This is a genomic window from Arthrobacter sp., from assembly GCF_048266065.1.
Lineage (GTDB): Bacteria > Actinomycetota > Actinomycetes > Actinomycetales > Micrococcaceae > Arthrobacter_H.
The window spans coordinates 218,125-233,498 of record NZ_JBLXAH010000002.1; the positions used below are offsets into that span (position 1 = coordinate 218,125).

Annotated in this window: 14 protein-coding genes; 7 read left to right on the plus strand and 7 right to left on the minus strand. The window is 70.4% G+C overall.

The window, feature by feature from the left end:
* Nucleotides 1-12: 12 nt before the first annotated feature.
* The gene (locus tag ACN0TP_RS04065; protein ID WP_417216969.1) at nucleotides 13-1,434 is read left to right on the plus strand and encodes a DUF58 domain-containing protein; all 1,422 of its coding nucleotides are present in this window, start codon (nucleotides 13-15) and stop codon (nucleotides 1,432-1,434) included.
* On the plus strand, nucleotides 1,431-3,863 hold the full coding sequence (locus ACN0TP_RS04070) for a transglutaminase TgpA family protein (protein WP_417216972.1): 2,433 nt from the start codon (nucleotides 1,431-1,433) through the stop codon (nucleotides 3,861-3,863). The genes ACN0TP_RS04065 and ACN0TP_RS04070 overlap by 4 nt, the downstream gene beginning before the upstream one ends.
* A gap of 103 nt (nucleotides 3,864-3,966) precedes the next feature.
* On the opposite strand, the gene ACN0TP_RS04075 is transcribed toward ACN0TP_RS04070, so the two are convergent.
* Nucleotides 3,967-5,448: an NAD-dependent succinate-semialdehyde dehydrogenase gene (locus tag ACN0TP_RS04075; RefSeq protein ID WP_417216975.1), complete on the minus strand. Its 1,482-nt coding sequence runs from the start codon at nucleotides 5,446-5,448 to the stop codon at nucleotides 3,967-3,969.
* 172 nt (nucleotides 5,449-5,620) lie between these two features.
* On the opposite strand from ACN0TP_RS04075, the gene ACN0TP_RS04080 reads away from it, so the two are divergent.
* Nucleotides 5,621-5,986: a hypothetical protein gene (locus ACN0TP_RS04080; RefSeq protein ID WP_417216978.1), complete on the plus strand. Its 366-nt coding sequence runs from the start codon at nucleotides 5,621-5,623 to the stop codon at nucleotides 5,984-5,986.
* Between the two features lie 75 nt (nucleotides 5,987-6,061).
* On the plus strand, nucleotides 6,062-6,505 hold the full coding sequence (locus ACN0TP_RS04085; RefSeq protein WP_417216981.1) for a hypothetical protein: 444 nt from the start codon (nucleotides 6,062-6,064) through the stop codon (nucleotides 6,503-6,505).
* On the opposite strand, the gene rsmI is transcribed toward ACN0TP_RS04085, so the two are convergent.
* Nucleotides 6,469-7,368, minus strand: a complete 900-nt coding sequence (rsmI, locus tag ACN0TP_RS04090; RefSeq protein WP_417216983.1) for a 16S rRNA (cytidine(1402)-2'-O)-methyltransferase — start codon at nucleotides 7,366-7,368, stop codon at nucleotides 6,469-6,471. The genes ACN0TP_RS04085 and rsmI overlap by 37 nt on opposite strands.
* A gap of 41 nt (nucleotides 7,369-7,409) precedes the next feature.
* Here rsmI and ACN0TP_RS04095 point away from each other — a divergent pair, with 41 nt between their 5' ends.
* Nucleotides 7,410-9,023: a dolichyl-phosphate-mannose--protein mannosyltransferase gene (locus ACN0TP_RS04095; RefSeq protein WP_417216986.1), complete on the plus strand. Its 1,614-nt coding sequence runs from the start codon at nucleotides 7,410-7,412 to the stop codon at nucleotides 9,021-9,023.
* A gap of 88 nt (nucleotides 9,024-9,111) precedes the next feature.
* Here the strand turns inward: ACN0TP_RS04095 and ACN0TP_RS04100 are convergent, their stop codons facing one another.
* Both ACN0TP_RS04100 and ACN0TP_RS04105 read right to left on the minus strand, forming a co-directional pair.
* Nucleotides 9,112-10,638 (minus strand): TIGR01906 family membrane protein, encoded by a 1,527-nt coding sequence (locus tag ACN0TP_RS04100; RefSeq protein WP_417216989.1) that lies wholly within the window; start codon nucleotides 10,636-10,638, stop codon nucleotides 9,112-9,114.
* 33 nt (nucleotides 10,639-10,671) lie between these two features.
* Nucleotides 10,672-11,664 (minus strand): stage II sporulation protein M, encoded by a 993-nt coding sequence (locus tag ACN0TP_RS04105; protein ID WP_417216992.1) that lies wholly within the window; start codon nucleotides 11,662-11,664, stop codon nucleotides 10,672-10,674.
* 108 nt (nucleotides 11,665-11,772) lie between these two features.
* On the opposite strand from ACN0TP_RS04105, the gene ACN0TP_RS04110 reads away from it, so the two are divergent.
* Nucleotides 11,773-12,573, plus strand: coding sequence for an RDD family protein (locus ACN0TP_RS04110; protein WP_417216995.1), 801 nt, complete (start codon nucleotides 11,773-11,775; stop codon nucleotides 12,571-12,573).
* 40 nt (nucleotides 12,574-12,613) lie between these two features.
* Here ACN0TP_RS04110 and ahcY read toward each other — a convergent pair whose 3' ends face one another.
* The 3 genes from ahcY to ACN0TP_RS04125 are packed head-to-tail and all read right to left on the minus strand — an operon-like array spanning nucleotide 12,614 to nucleotide 14,738.
* Nucleotides 12,614-14,101, minus strand: a complete 1,488-nt coding sequence (gene ahcY / locus ACN0TP_RS04115; protein WP_417216998.1) for an adenosylhomocysteinase — start codon at nucleotides 14,099-14,101, stop codon at nucleotides 12,614-12,616.
* Nucleotides 14,098-14,304, minus strand: a complete 207-nt coding sequence (locus ACN0TP_RS04120; RefSeq protein WP_417217001.1) for a Trm112 family protein — start codon at nucleotides 14,302-14,304, stop codon at nucleotides 14,098-14,100. The genes ahcY and ACN0TP_RS04120 overlap by 4 nt, the downstream gene beginning before the upstream one ends.
* Before the next feature lie 17 nt (nucleotides 14,305-14,321).
* Complete coding sequence (locus ACN0TP_RS04125) at nucleotides 14,322-14,738, minus strand: DUF3499 domain-containing protein (protein WP_417217003.1); 417 nt, start codon at nucleotides 14,736-14,738, stop codon at nucleotides 14,322-14,324.
* Between the two features lie 108 nt (nucleotides 14,739-14,846).
* On the opposite strand from ACN0TP_RS04125, the gene ACN0TP_RS04130 reads away from it, so the two are divergent.
* On the plus strand, nucleotides 14,847-15,371 hold the full coding sequence (locus tag ACN0TP_RS04130; RefSeq protein ID WP_417217005.1) for a metallopeptidase family protein: 525 nt from the start codon (nucleotides 14,847-14,849) through the stop codon (nucleotides 15,369-15,371).
* Nucleotides 15,372-15,374 lie beyond the last annotated feature (3 nt).

Consider the following 15,374-nt stretch of genomic DNA (forward strand, 5'->3'; position numbering starts at 1 on the left):
GCCGTGCACGGGGTGCCACCACCAGGGCACGACGGCGATGCCCGGGTGCCGTTGCGGGCCAGGCTGCATCTGGCCTTCCTCACCACCCGCGGCTGGGCCCTGTTCAGCTGCGGTGTCGCTGCACTGCTGCTGGCCTGGTTCCTGGGCCGGCGCGAACTGGTGAACATCTCCATCTTCCTGCTGGCCACCCCGCTGCTCTCCGCTGCAGTCGTCGGGCTCGGCCGCAGCCGGCTGCACGTGCGGCGCGGCTTCACCCCCGACCCGGTGGTCGTCGGATCCCCCACCGAGGTCACGCTCACCCTGCACCATGCCACCCCGCTGCCCGCCGGGACCGTCCTGGACGAACAGCTGCCCCCCGACTTCGGCAACTCCCCCACCTTCGCCTCCGACGACCCCGACGACCCCGGGCGCCCCGGCAGCACTGCCGGTTCGGCGGGCGGGGACGGTTCGGCCACGATCTACCGCTACCGCCTGCGCCCCACGCACCGCGGCGTGTATCCGGTGGGCCCGCTGCACGCCCGGCTGACCGACCCCTTCGGCCTGGCGGTCCGCCCCATCGCGGTGGACCGGCCCTCACCGCTGACAGTGGTCCCCCCGGTGCTGAACCTGCCGGTCACCGGCGTGCTGGGCAGCACCGGCACGCACGGCACGGCCACCGCCCACCACCAGGCCACCCCGGAGAACGACGACGTGATGACCCGCGAGTACCGCGACGGGGACTCGCTGCGCCGGGTGCACTGGCCCGCCACCGCCCGGCACCAGACGCTGATGGTCCGGCAGGAGGAATTCCAGCGGACCCCGCGGGCCACCGTGGTCGTCGACACCCGACCGGGCCCCTACCAGGGCAGCTACATCGGCTTCGACGCTCCGGAGGAGATCCCGAACTTCCTGGGCCCCGCGGGATCCACCACCGGCTGCTTCGACTGGATCATCACCGCCGTCGTCTCCATGGGAGCCCACCTGGCCGGGCAGGGGTATGAGCTCGAAGTGCTCGACGAGACGGGCGGGCCCCTCGCGGACAACGCAGCGCCGGCCCCCGGCGCCGCCGCCGGACGGTATGCCGGCCCCGATGCCGCAGTGGACCTGCAGCTGACGCTGGCCCCGGTGTCCCTGAAGACCGAAGCCACCCCCGGCAGCCCCGAGGCGGGCCTCCCGGCCGGCGCGGGGTTCGGCACCGGCCACGGCCCGCTGCTGCTCTTCACCGGGGACCTCGACGCGGACCAGGCTGCGGCCTGGGTGCACCGCGTCGGCACCCACCGCAACGTCGTGGCCTTCGTGGTCGCCAGCCGGCCGGCCGGCACGGTGGCCGCCACCCGGATCTTCCGCAGCTCCGGCTGGACGGCGCTTCCGGTGGATCCCGGCACCGCAGTGGCGGACGCCTGGCTGGAACTGGCCGCCCAGGAGCGGCGCACCGGCACGCGGGCCCGGCCATGAGCACTGCAACCGACACCCACGCATCCGCAGCTCCGCCGACGGCTCCCGGCCCACCTGCTGCCCGACGACGCCGGCGCCCCGGTGGCGAGTGGCTGCTCTTCGCTGCCCTGCTGGTGGCGGTCATGGCCCCGGTCAGCGGGCTGTGGGACGTCATCGAGGGGCGGCGCTGGTTCGAGAACTCCGCAGTCACCGTGGCCGGGATGCTGGCCGCCGGGACGATCGTGCGCGTGCTGGGCCGCTCCTACGCCCTGGTGCTCACCGCCTCGGCCGCCGGACTGGCCGTGATGCTGACGCTGCAGTTCCTGCCGAGCACCGCGGTGCTCGGGGTCCTCCCCACCGCCGAGACGCTGCGGCGGGCCCTGGCCTTCTACCCGCAGGCCCAGGAGGCGATCCTCTCCCAATCCCAGCCGGTCCTGGCCGAGGCCCCGATCGTCTTCTTCACCGCCCTGGCGGCCGGGCTCACCGGGCTCATGGCGCAGATCGTGGTGCTCGGGTTGCGCGCCCCGGCGTTGACGGCCATCCCGCTGTCGGTCTTCCTGATCACCTCCTCGGTGGTCAAGACCGACGGGGCGGGGCTGCTGCACGTGGGCCTGACGGCCGCAGGATTCCTGCTGGTGCTCGCCGCTTCCCGGATCGCGTTGCGCTCCACCGCCCCGGCGGCCGCAGTGCGCACCGGGGTGGCCCGCCAGGGCGCGGCCATCGCCGCCGGGGCCCTGGCCCTGATGCTCCTGGTCCCGCTGGCGGTTCCCGGCTTCACCCAGGGCCTGATGCCGCAGGGCCAGCGGCTCTACCTCTTCGGCAAGCCCAGCGGAGTGAACCCGGTGTTGAACCTGGGAGTGAACCTGCGCGACCGGTTGGGGCTGACCACCGTCACCTACTACACCGATTCCCCCGATCCGCTGTACCTGCGCACCGCAGTGATCTCCGACCTGACGGCCGACCGGTGGGAACCCACCGACGTCACCGTCCCCCGTGACACCAGCACCGGCGTCCTGGCACCAACCGAACGCGAACGGCTGGCGGGGCTGCTGCCGGACGCCGCCACGAAAAGGCTGGTGCACACCCGGGTGGTGACCGGCAACTACCAGAGCCCGTGGCTGCCCATGCCCCGGGACGCCACTTCGGTGTCGGGGCTCGCCGAGACGTGGGGCTACTACGGCGGAACGCAGACGATGTTCTCCGACGAAAAAGCCGCCAGCATGGACCTGGACTACACCGTGACCTCCCAGGTTCCGGTCATCGACGCCGCGGCGCTGGAGGCCAGCTCGAGGGCCCTGGCCAACGGCCTCGGAGCCATCAACCTGCCCTCCGCCTATACCGACCTGCCCAGCCAGCTGCCGGCCATCATCGAGGACACCGCCCGGAAGATCACCCGGAGCGCGGGCGCCACCACCGCCTACGAGGAGGCCGTCGCCCTGCAGGAGGAGCTGCGCAGCCCGGACTATTCGTACTCCGAGCAGACCCCGCTGCAACAGGGGTATGACGGCAACGGGATCGGCGTCGTCGAGGCGTTCCTGCAGAAGAAGAGCGGCTACTGCACCCATTTCTCCTCGGCCATGGCCCTGATGGCCCGTTCGCTGGGCATCCCCAGCCGCATCGTCGTCGGCTATGCCCCCGGCCGGACCAACGGCGCCACCGCACTGGGGACCGACGGGAAGCAGTGGAGCGGGTACGAGCTCAGCGCACGCAGCGCCCACGCGTGGCCGGAGCTGTTCTTCCCCGGGCTCGGCTGGGTGCCCTTCGAACCCACCCCGGGCCGCGGGACCACCCCCGCCTACGCCAGCGACAGCCCGGTCGGGGGTCCGGCGGCGACCCCGTCCTCCAACGACGAGCCCAACCGCACCACCCGCCCCGAGGCCACCACCCCCAGCGAGAGCGCCTCCCCGTCCGCCGTGGCAGCGCCGGGCACCGCCACGAACGACGCGGGCAACCCCCTGGTGCCGGTCCTCATCACGGTGGCCCTGGTCGTGGCGGCACTCTTCGGCCCCCTGGGGCTCCGGCGTGGGGCGAGGGCCCGCCGGCTGCGGCGCATCCACGGCTCCGGCGACTGGCGCGAAGGCCCCCGGGCCGCCTGGACGGAGCTGTTGGCCCTGGGGCGTGACTACGGGTGGGCCCAACGGCCCAGCGAAACCGACGCCGGGTACGCAGCACGGTTGGCGGGGCACCTGCCCGATGCCGCCCCCGCGCTGGACCGGGTCCGCGAGGCCTTCGAACGGGCCACCTATTCGCGCGACGCCGGGCCACTGCCCCAGCTCATCCCGCGGGGTCCGTCGGCGGGCATCCACCGCCCGCGTGCCACCCGCGAGATCCCGTTAGACGAGGCGCTCGCTGCGGCGCTGTCCGAGATCGAACAGGCGTTCTCCGACGCTGCGACGCCGGGCCGGCAGTTCCTGGCCCGGGCCTGGCCCGCTTCCCTGTTCCGCGGCTGAGACGTCGGCGGAACCCCCGCGGCCAACCGGCCCCGGACGACGGCGGATGGCCGGGGCGATTGCCCCGGCCATCCCCCGTCGTGCCGTGTGGCGCCGTGTGGTGCTACACCGCGTACGGGTCGGCGATGCCGATGTACTGGGCGGTGGTGTATTCGGCGATGCCCTCGGAGCCGCCCTCGCGGCCCAGGCCCGACTGCTTGACGCCGCCGAAGGGGGCGGCGGCGTTGGAGATGACGCCGGCGTTGAAGCCGACCATGCCGAACTCCAGCTGCTCGGAGACCCGGAACATGCGGTTGTAGTCGGCGGTGTAGAGGTAGGAGGCCAGGCCGTATTCGCTGGCGTTGGCCAGCTTGATGGCTTCCTCTTCGGTCTCGAACGTGGTCACGGGGGCGACCGGGCCGAAGATCTCGCTGCGCAGGATCTCGGCGTCGTTGGGGACGTTGGCCAGGACGGTCGGCTGGTAGAAGTAGCCGTCACCCTCGCGCGGGGCGCCACCGGTGACGGCCTCCGCGCCGGCCTCGACGGCAGCGGTGACCAGCGAGTGGACGTCGTCGCGGGCCCCTCCGTCGATCAGCGGGCCCACCGTCGAGGAGTCCTCGGTGCCGCGGCCCAGCGTGAGGGCGCCCATCGCCTGGGCGAACTTGGCGGTGAAGTCGGCGGCGACCGACTTCTCGACCAGGAAGCGGTTGGCGGCGGTGCAGGCCTCGCCCATGTTGCGCATCTTCGCTGCCATCGCACCCTCGACTGCCTTGTCCAGGTCGGCGTCGGCGAAGACCAGGAACGGGGCGTTGCCGCCCAGTTCCATGGAGGTGCGCAGCACGTTGTCGGCGGCGTCCTTGAGCAGCTGCTTGCCGACCGGGGTGGAACCGGTGAACGAGACCTTGCGCAGGCGCGGGTCCTGCATGATCGGACCGGAGATCTTCGAGGCGGACTTCGATGAGGTCACGTTCAGCACGCCGGCGGGCAGGCCGGCCTCCATCATCGTGGCGGCGAAGAGCTGGCTGGTCAGCGGGGTCAGCTTCGCGGGCTTGAGGACCATGGTGCAGCCGGCGGCGACCGCGGGGCCGACCTTGCGGGTGGCCATGGCCAGCGGGAAGTTCCACGGGGTGATCAGCAGGCAGGGGCCGACCGGCTTGCGCTGGACGAGGATCTTGTTCTTGCCCTCGGGGGTGGTCAGGTAGCGGCCGTAGTCGCGGACGGCCTCCTCGGAGAACCAGCGCAGGAATTCGGAGCCATAGGTGACCTCGCCGCGCGATTCGGCCAGCGGCTTGCCCATCTCCAGGGTCATCAGCAGGGCGAAGTCCTCGGCACGTTCCTGGACCAGGTCGAAGGCGCGGCGCAGGATCTCGGCGCGTTCGCGCGGTGCGGTACGGGCCCAGGAGGCCTGGGCGGCGTCGGCTGCGTCGAGGGCCGCCATGGCGTCCTCGCTGGTGGCGGAGGCCAGTGTGGCGAGCACCTTGCCGGTGGCCGGATCGTGAACGTCGAAGGTGCCGCCATCGGAGGCGTCGCGCCATTCGCCATTGATCAGCAGGCCGGTGGGCACTGAGGCGAGCAGTTCGGCTTCGCGCTCGGGGGTGATGGTCATCGTTGTTCTCTCCCACATGTCTATGTCTGGATGGCGTTCTCTCATTGGTCACGTTAGCGAGACGGACGACTGGGTGTAAATGCAGGGTTGCATCATGACGTCCAGGGTTCGTTGTGCATCCGCCCGGGGGCCTGGCGGTTCACGATCCAACTCTTGTGGTTGGATGGCATCCATGCGGAAACGGGTGTCGGGTGCGACGTGGCTGGTGATCAGCCTCGGTTTCACATTCCTGACCGTCTTCTCGACGTTCATGATCGGAGCAGTGGGCTTCGACTTCGACGCGAACGACTTCCCGTCGTCCTACTACCAGGAGCAGATCCCCTACCGGCAACGCGTGATGGCGGTGTCCCTGGCCGTGCCTGCAGTCGCGGCGTTGACCGCTGTGGCGGCGATCGCCACACGCCACCGCCGGTGGATTCAGACCTTCACAGCTGCGGGGGTCCTGGCACTCGCCCTCGCCGCCTTCGTACTCTGCCGGGTGCTCGGCGTCGACGCCGTAGAGAACGCGAGGTATTTTTCGCAGGCTCCTTGGGGGTAGCCCTACGGCCGGGAGAATCGGGTGCGTTCGATAGCCTGCAGGCTAGACTCCGAGCACCAGGGGAAATGGGGAAACATGTCCAGCCTGACCGTTTGCAGGGTCCGCCGTGACGCGGCCACCCTACGCGTGGCCACCATCTTGTTCCGCCTCGCCGTCGCGTTCGGCCTCTGGGTGCTGCTCGCCGTCATCGTCTTCGCCGTCAATCCGTGGGGCGGCGTCTTCCTGTTCATGGCAGGTTTTCCCTACAGCATCATCATGACCGCGCTGTCCGTCACGCTGGCTGCCGCCGGGCGGACCGGTGCCACCACGTGGCTGGTGTGCGTCGGCACCGCCTGGCTGCTCACAGCTCCGCTGGCGAACTGGTACGAATTTGCCCTTGCCCGCCTGGATCCGACGACGGGCGGCCCAGTGGTTGCGGAGTTCTACTGGCACTACTGGCCGTGGGCCATCCCGGCGGCACTGGCCCACGTCGCCATCGGCATCTACTGCTCCCGGCGGGCCTCCAGGACTGCTGCGTAGAGCTCGCGCTTGGGCAGGCGCTCCCGTTCGGCGATCGCGGCGACGGCGTCCTTGAGCCGCAGGCCGCCCCGCTCGAGCTCCTGCACCGCGGCGACGTGGTCCACGGCCCGGGCTGGGGCATCCTCGGCGGCACCGCCGACGACGACTGCGATCTCACCGCGCATCTGGCCCTCGGCCCATTCGAGCAGTTCCAGTAGGGTGCCGCGGCGGACCTCCTCGTGCAGCTTGGTCAGCTCCCGGGCAACGGCGGCCCGGCGGTCCTGCCCGAACGCGTCGGCGAGGGCGCGGAGCATCGGTTCCAACCGGTGCGGGGCCTCGAAGAAGACCATGGTGCGCCTCTCCTTCTCCAGTTCGGCCAGCCGGGAGGCCCGCTCCCCCGGCTTGCGCGGCAGGAACCCCTCGAACGTGAACCGGTCGGTCGGCAGGCCCGACAGTGCCAGGGCGGTCAGCACCGCCGAGGGGCCGGGGGCCGCGGTGACCACGAGGTCCTCGGCCACGGCTGCCTCCACCAGGCGGAAACCGGGGTCGGAGACGGCGGGCATCCCGGCATCCGAAACCATCAGAAGGGTCTTGCCCGCCCTGACTTCGTCCAGCAGCTCGGAGGTCTTGGCCTCCTCGTTGTGCTCGTGGTAGCTCACGACGCGACCCGGGATCTTCAGTCCGAGCGCCTGGGCGAGGTGGTGGAACCTGCGGGTGTCCTCGGCGGCCACGATGTCCGCGCTGGTCATCAGTTCCACCAGGCGCGGAGAGGCGTCCCCGAGGTTGCCGATCGGTGTGGCGGCCAGGACGATCTGCCCTGCCGTTCCACCGGCCGCAGCGGGTTCGGGGGCGGCGGGCTCGGCGGTTCCTGGATCATTGTTCACGCCGCCAACTCTACCGTCGCGCCCGCCGGTAGAGTTGTGGCGTGAGCGCCCTGACAACGTCCCTCCCCCGCTGGGTCCAGACCCCCCGTTCGGCGTTCACCTACGAGGCACTCGCGGCGAGGTTGCAGGTGGCGGCGGCACCGGCGTCGTACCTGGCCTGGCTCATTCCGCTGGTCATCACCGTCATCGCCGGGGCCATGCGCCTGGTCAACCTGGACCAACCGCACGCGTTGACGTTCGACGAGACGTACTACGTCAAGGACGCGTACACGATGATCTCCCACGGGCATCCGATGGAATGGCCGGATGACCCGAACCCGGCGTTCGTGGCCGGAAAGCCGGCACCGCTGGACAGCGCCGAGTACGTGGTGCACCCGCCATTGGGCAAGTGGATGATCGCCGTGGGCATGCTGCTCTTCGGCACCGACAACGGGCTGGGCTGGAGATTCTCCGCTGCGGTGGTCGGGACCCTGTCGGTCCTGCTGGTCACGCTGATCGGCCAGCGGCTGTTCAACTCCGTCACCCTCGGTGCGGTGGCCGGCGGGCTCAGCGCGGTGGACGGGCACCAGCTGGTGCTCTCGCGGACCTCCCTGCTGGATATCTTCCAGATGTTCTTCATCGTCGCCGCCTTCTACGCGCTGCTGCTGGACCGCACGCACGGGCGGCGGCTGCTGGCCCGCAAGGTCGCCGCTGCGGTGGATCCGGCCACCGGTGCCCCGCCGCCCGGGTTCCTGGACCACGGGCCGTGGATGGCCTGGCGGCCGTGGCGGCTGGTCTTCGCCCTGGCCCTCGGCGGCGGCCTGGGCGTGAAGTGGTCGATGCTCTCCTTCATCGCGGTGTTCTGCCTGCTCAGCGTGCTGTGGGACCTGCAGGCCCGGCGCGTGGTGGGCGTGCGCCACTGGTTCACCGCAGGCGTCCTGCGCGACGGCGTCCCGGCGTTCTTCCTGGTCATCCCGCTGACCGTGCTCACCTACCTGTCCACCTGGTGGGGCTGGTTCGCCACCTCTGGAGGCTACGACAGGAACTGGGCGGCGGAGCATCCCGGCGAGGGCGTGGGTTGGCTGCCGGCGCCGCTGCGCTCGCTCTGGGAGTACCACCGCAGTGCCTACGAGTTCCACCAGGGGCTCAGTTCGCCGCATTCCTGGGAGTCCGGCCCGTGGACCTGGTTGTTCGCCGGGCGACCTGTGCTGTTCTACTACGAGGGCACCGACGCCGGGGCACCGGGGTGCCCGACGGGTTCCTGTGCCACGGTGGTCACCGACCTGCCGAACCCGATCCTCTGGTGGGGCGCGACCCTGGCCCTGCTGGTGGTCCTGCTCTGGTGGGCGGGCCGCCGCGACTGGCGGACCGGGGCCATCCTGGCCGGCATGCTCGCCGGGTTCGGCCCATGGTTCATGTACTCGCAGCGGACCATGTTCTTCTTCTACACGATCACGTTCGAGCCGTTCATGGTCCTGGCCCTGGTGTTCGTGCTCGCGTTGGCGATCGGCGGGGTGGGCGCCTCGGTGGCCCGGCGCCGAGCCGGGCTGATCGGCGTGACGGCGTTCCTGGCCCTGGTGGTGCTGGTTTCTGCGTTCTTCTGGCCGGTCTGGACCGGGCAGACGATCCCCTACGAGGGGTGGCGGCTGCGGCTGTGGATGCCCAGCTGGGGCTGAGGCCCCGGATCCCGGGGGATAAAAACGGCGGGCCGTGGCGCCGGGGAAACCCCGGTGCCACGGCCCGCCGTCGGCTGGCGTGCTGGTGTCAGTCAAGCCCCAGGTCACGGTTGGACTGGCGCAGGCGTGCGCGCTCGCGGCGCTTGCGGGTCGGCCAGTTGGTGATGAGGAAGACCAGCGACACGAGCAGGACCAGGCCCGCGATGACGATGCCGGCGTCCATCCAGAACTGGGTCGGGTAGAGCCGGATGAGGGTGTCGTTGGCGTGGAAGGTCCAATTGCCCTGGGCGAAGAACAGTTCGTGGAAGTCGGTGAAGAACGTCTCGAAGTTCAGCACCGCCAGGACGGTCAACGCGATCATCGCGACCAGGGTGATGACGGAGCCGGCAAAGAACGCGCGGCGGATCCCCCCGGCGTAGCGGCGGCCCAGGTACAGGCAGATGATCACGGCCAGCACTGCCATGACGATTCCCGCGGCGTACGTGATGCCGATGACCGCCTTGACGTCGGCCATGTGGGAGACCTCGGTGCCCAGGAACAGCGGATCCCCCTTCCCGTCAACCAGGTTGCCCAGGTAGGCCGATGGTGCCGAGTTGTTGATGTAGTCCACGCCGTAGTTGCCGTAGGTCAGCCGCTCGGCCGGGCTGAAGCCGTAGGCGTCGATCGGGAATCCGGGGCGGTGGTATTCCAGCCACAGGAACCAGGAGCTGGCGACGGTGCGGATCGCGCCGATGACCAGCAGGAACGGGAAGAAGATGGCCAGCACCGTCTGCACGATGCGCGCGAACAACGGCTTGGCCGTCAGGGCGGCTTCCCGGGCGTGGTGCCGGCGCTGGGCGTCTGGATCGTCGGGCTCGCCGGGCTGGCGGGGGGCACCGCCGCGGCGCTTGGCCGCCAGCACCGCGTCGTTGCGCTGCGACGTCTCGGCGTCCACGGGCTCGGATCCGGGCTCGGCGTCGACTGTATCGGTGGCCGTGGTGGTGGCCTCGGAGGTGGTGGCCTCGGGACCGCCGTCCGCGGCCAGGGCGCCGGCCCCGGCACCGGCACCTGCTCCGGCCGCTGTGGCGCCGAGGGGCGCATGGCCACGTTCCGTGTCGGCCGGGCGTTCACCGGCGGCGGTGGTGTGCTGGTCCCAGGCCGGCAGGGCCCGCGTGTTCGACGCCTCCGGGTCGGTGGCCGGGTAGGCGGTCGTGTCGGTGGAGGAGTCGTGCCCCACGGCGGCCGTGGCGTCCTCACGGGCGTCAGCGCGCGATGAAGCGTCGACGGGCTCGTTGGCCGAATCGGCGGTGGAGTCGACGGCCGAATCGGCGGTGGAATCGTCGGCGGAAGCCGAGGAGAACTCCGATTCCCAGGCGTCGCGGTCCATGGCGGGCTCCTGCGCGGGTGCCGCCGGTGCATCCGGGGCCTCCTGGCCCCGGGGTGCCTCATGCTCCTCGCGGGATGCCGCGGTTTCGGCCGCCGGCGCTCCCGCGGCGTCCTGCGGCTCGTCAGGATCCGGGCCCTTCAGGAATTCGGGGATCTCGGAATCGGGTGTCGCCGGTGCCGGGCGCACGGGCGGTTCGCCGTCCCCGGCTGCCGGATCGTGCCCCTCGGGCACGGCGTTCTTGTTCTCCATGGGTGTGTCCTTCCCTGTTGGCTTTCAAAGTCACTAGTTGATGGCCGTGGTGGCACCGGCGTCGTACTTGCCCAGATCCCCGGTGAATCCGGCCCGCACGGCCCGCCGTCCCAGCACCAGCGTGTAGGTCCAGTAGCCGGCCAGCACCAGCAGGCCGATGCCCAACCGTGACCAGGCCGGCAGGGCGCTGGGGGTCACGAACCCCTCGACCAGTCCCGAGACGAAGAGCACCAGCACCAGGCCCAGTGCCACCGTCATCAACGAGCGGCCCTCCACGGCCAGCGCCTGGATCCGCGTCCGGGCCCCGGGGGCGACCCAGGCCCAGAAGATCCGCAGTCCGGCGGCCCCGGCGATGAAGATCGCCGTCAGTTCCATGAACCCGTGCGGCAGGATGTAGAGGAAGAAGGTATCCAGCTCACCCAGCGCCGACATCAACCCGCCGGCCATGCCCACCGACACGGCATTCTGGTAGAGCACGTACGGGACGTAGAGCCCCGAAATCCCGAAGGCGACGCACAGGCCGGCGATCAGAGCGTTGTTGGTCCACACGGCACCGGCGAACGAGGCAGCCGGGTTTTCCGAGTAGTAGTCGACGAAGTCGTGGTGGACGTATTGCTGCAGGTCCGCATCCGAGCCCATGGCCTTGAGCACTCCCGGCAAATTCGCCGCCCAGAGCCCGGCGGCCAGCCCCACCACGCAGAACACCAGGCCCAGCACCACTGTCAGGACGCGGATCCTGTAGAACGCTGCGGGCAGGGAGTAGACGAAGAACGTGGCGATCTCCTCCGGCAGCGAGGTCCGTGCGCCGGTGAAACGGGTGCGGGCCCTGGAGATCCTGGCGGAGAGGTCCGCCGAGACGATCGCATCGGGTTCGATCGAGCTGACCATCGACAGGTGGGTCGAGACGCGCTCGTACAAGCCGAGGAATTCATCGGATTCCGCCCCGGTCAACCGACGGCGGCCGGAGAGGACGTCGAGGCGATCCCACTCCTGCCGATGCACGGCAACAAACGCGTCGAGATCCACCGTCCCAGCCTATCCCGGCGGTGTCGGCTAGATTGGGAGGACGGCCGCGTTGCGCCGGGTCAGCCCGGGAACCGGCCGCCAGCCACCCAGCCGCGTCGGAGGGACACCGTGAGCACGATCATCACCGGCGAGGCAGTGGTGCTGCATCTGCGTCCTGCAAGCTTCGTGCTGCGCGCCGTGGGCTGCATCATCGACTACACCGTGTACGCGATCGGCCTGATCGGCTCGCTCATCCTGCTGGACCGGCTGCTGTCCGGCTTCGACGCCGCCGCGGCGCGGGCCCTGGTCATCGGGGTCGTCGTGTTGTGGCTGGTGGCCATCCCGACAGCCGTCGAGACCCTGGCCCATGGCAAGTCGCTGGGCCGGCTGGTCATGGGGTTGCGGATCGTGCGCGACGACGGCGGCTCCATCCGCTTCCGCCATGCCTTCATCCGCACGATGCTCGCCCTGCTGGAGATCCTCTCGCTCTTCGGTTCGCTGGCGCTGATCGTCTCCTTCTCGAACGAACGCGGCAAACGGCTCGGCGACATGCTGGCCGGCACCTATTCGATGCGCGAACGCCGGGGCAAGGTCACGCCGCTGGCCGTTCCGCTGCCGACGCAGCTGCGGCCCTGGGCGGAACTGGCCGATGTGGGGCGGATCCCCGACGTGTTGGCGGGCCGGGCGGCACGGTACATCCGCCAGGCCCCGTCGATGGCCCCCGCCTCGCGTGAACGCGTCGCGATCGAGCTGGCCAACGACCTGCTCCCGCTGGTCTCCCCCGCCCCACCGCCGGGCTGCCCGCCCGAACAGTTCCTGCTGGCCGTCGTCGCCGAACGGCGGGAGCGGGACTACCGCCGGCTCAGCGCCACCGCGACCCGCCAGCAGCAGGTGCGCGAACGCATCCACCGCCTGCCTTACGAGGGCTGACACGGACCGTCGGCCGGCACGGTGCCGGCCGACGTGCCGCCTAGTACCGGTAGTGGTCCGGCTTGTACGGGCCGGCCGGATCCAGTCCGAGGTAGTCCGCCTGTGACCGGCTCAGTTCGGTGAGTTCGATGCCCAGGGCGTCCAGGTGCAGCCGGGCGACCTTCTCATCGAGGATCTTGGGCAGGACATAGACCTGCTTCTCGTACGCGGGGCCCGTGCCGGCGTCGTTCTGCTTCCCGTGTTTGGTGAACAGCTCGATCTGCCCGATGGTCTGGTTGGCGAACGAGTTGGACATGACGAAGCTGGGGTGCCCGGTGGCGTTGCCCAGGTTAAGCAGGCGGCCCTCGGAGAGCACGATGATCGAGTGTGCCGCGTCGGTGCCGGCGTCGAAGACCCATTCGTGGACCTGCGGCTTGATCTCGACCTTTTCGATGCCCGGCACGGCGGCGAGGCCCGCCATGTCGATCTCGTCGTCGAAGTGCCCGACGTTGCCCACGATCGCCTTGTCCTTCATCGCCTCCATGTGGTGAGCCATGATGATGCCCTGCCCGCCGGTGGTGGTGATGAAGATGTCGCCCTGGCCAATGACCGATTCGAGCCGGGCGACCTGGTAGCCGTCCATGGCAGCCTGCAGCGCGCAGATCGGGTCGATCTCGGTGACGATCACGCGGGCGCCCTGGCCGCGCAGCGCCTCGGCGGCGCCCTTGCCCACGTCGCCGTAGCCGCAGACCACGGCGACCTTGCCGCCGATGAGCACGTCGGTGGCGCGGTTGATGCCATCGGGCAGGGAGTGGCGGATGCCGTACTTGTTGTCGAACTTGGACTTGGTGACCGAGTCGTTGACGTTGATGGCCGGGAAGAGCAACGTACCGGCCTCGGCCAGCTGGTACAGGCGGTGCACGCCCGTGGTGGTCTCCTCGGTGACCCCGCGGATGCCGGCGGCGATCCGGGTGAACTTCTGCGGGTCTCGTCCCAGGGCGTTGCGCAGGGTCTGCAGCACGATCGTGTACTCGTGGCTGTCCTCGTCCGTGGCGTCCGGGACCGCGCCTGCGGCCTCGAAGTCCACGCCGAGGTGCACCAGCATGGTGGCATCCCCGCCGTCGTCCAGGATCATGTTCGGGCCCAGCTCCGGGTTGGCGTCGGCGCCGGGCCAGGTGAGGATCTGCTCGGCGGTCCACCAGTAGTCCTCGAGCGACTCGTTCTTCCACGCGAACACGGGAACACCGGCCGGGGCCTCGGGGGTGCCGGTGCCGACCACGATGGCCGCTGCTGCCTCGTCCTGGGTGGAGAAGATGTTGCAGGAGGCCCAGCGGACCTCGGCGCCCAGGGCGGTCAGCGTCTCGATGAGCACCGCAGTCTGCACCGTCATGTGCAGGGAGCCGGCGATGCGGGCGCCGGCGAGCGGCTGGGAGTCGCCGAATTCGGCGCGCAGTGACATCAGGCCGGGCATCTCGTGCTCGGCCAGGCGGATCTGGTGGCGGCCGGCCTCGTGGAGGGAGATGTCGGCGATCTTGTAGTCGAAGCTCATGCTGTGGGGGTCTCCTGTGCTGGGGCGGTGGCGACGTCGGCGGGACGCAGCATGACGGGGATGCCTTCGGTCAGGCTGTAGCGCGGGGCGGTGCCGGTGGCGTCGGGGGTGGTCGCGACGAGTTCGTCGCCGTCCAATTCAAGCGTCGATCCGGTCACCGGGCAGCGCAGGATCCCGAGTAGTTCAGGTGAAATATGGGCCATGCGCCCAGTTTATGGGCTCAGCGGGGCTCGCGCAGAATGCGCAGCGATCCGCGCCCGCCCTCGGCGTCAGCCGGAGGTGCCATGGGCTGGGGTGCATTCCGGGCAGAGGACGACGGCGAACTGCCGGCCTCCGGTTCCACGGTGGTCTCGGCCCGGTGCTGGGCGGCGCCGCGCGGTTCGGCGACGGCGTCGGCCAGGGCCGAGAGTTCGTCCGGTGCCAAGCGGGGTGAATCCGGCAGCTCGAGGCGGAGCACCTGCCACCCACGCGGCACCGTCAGGCGCTGGGCGTGTTCGCCACACAAGTCGTAACAATGCGGTTCCGGGTAGGTTGCCAGCGGTCCCAGCACTGCGGTGGAGTCGGCATAGACATACGTCAGCGTCGCGATGGCCGACTGGCGGCAGGCGGAGCGTGAACAAAGTCGAAGGGATCCCACGAGAAAACAGCTTACCCCTCGGGGTGCCGGCGACGGCCCAGGCGGGCGGGCATGGCGGGAATCGTTTCCCGTCGGCCACGGGGCCCGGACTTCGGTAGGCTCGGCTCCATGGCCGAAGGTTTCAGCATGGGGTTCGACGGGTCCCCCGTCCCGCCCCGGACCGCTGTCCGGAGCGGCGCAGCCGGGCGCGGCCGTCCCTTCGCCCGGCGACGGCGCAACCGCCACGGTCGTGGCCTGCGCGGGGACGTGATGCCCCCGGGGCTCCCCGGCTCACGCACCCGCGCCGAACGCTTCGAGGACCTGGTCGCCGAGTCGGCCGAGCGGATCGAGGTGTTGTGGGGCCAACCCATCGCGGCCATGCTGTTCACCGTGGAGTTGTTGCCCAGCACCCGGTCGCTGGACACGGCCGAGGGCGCCGGCACGCCGATCCCACTGGGACGATCACTGGGGGCGACACCGCACCGCCCGGCCCGGGTGGTCATCTACCGCCGGGTCGTCGAACAGCTGGCGGGCCCCGAGGTGATGCTCCCCGAACTGGTGCACCTGGCGGTGGTCGAGCAAGTGGCCGAGCTGCTGGCCCGCACCCCGGAGGAAATCGACCCGGACTACCGGCCCTGGGACGAGGACCGGTAGGAC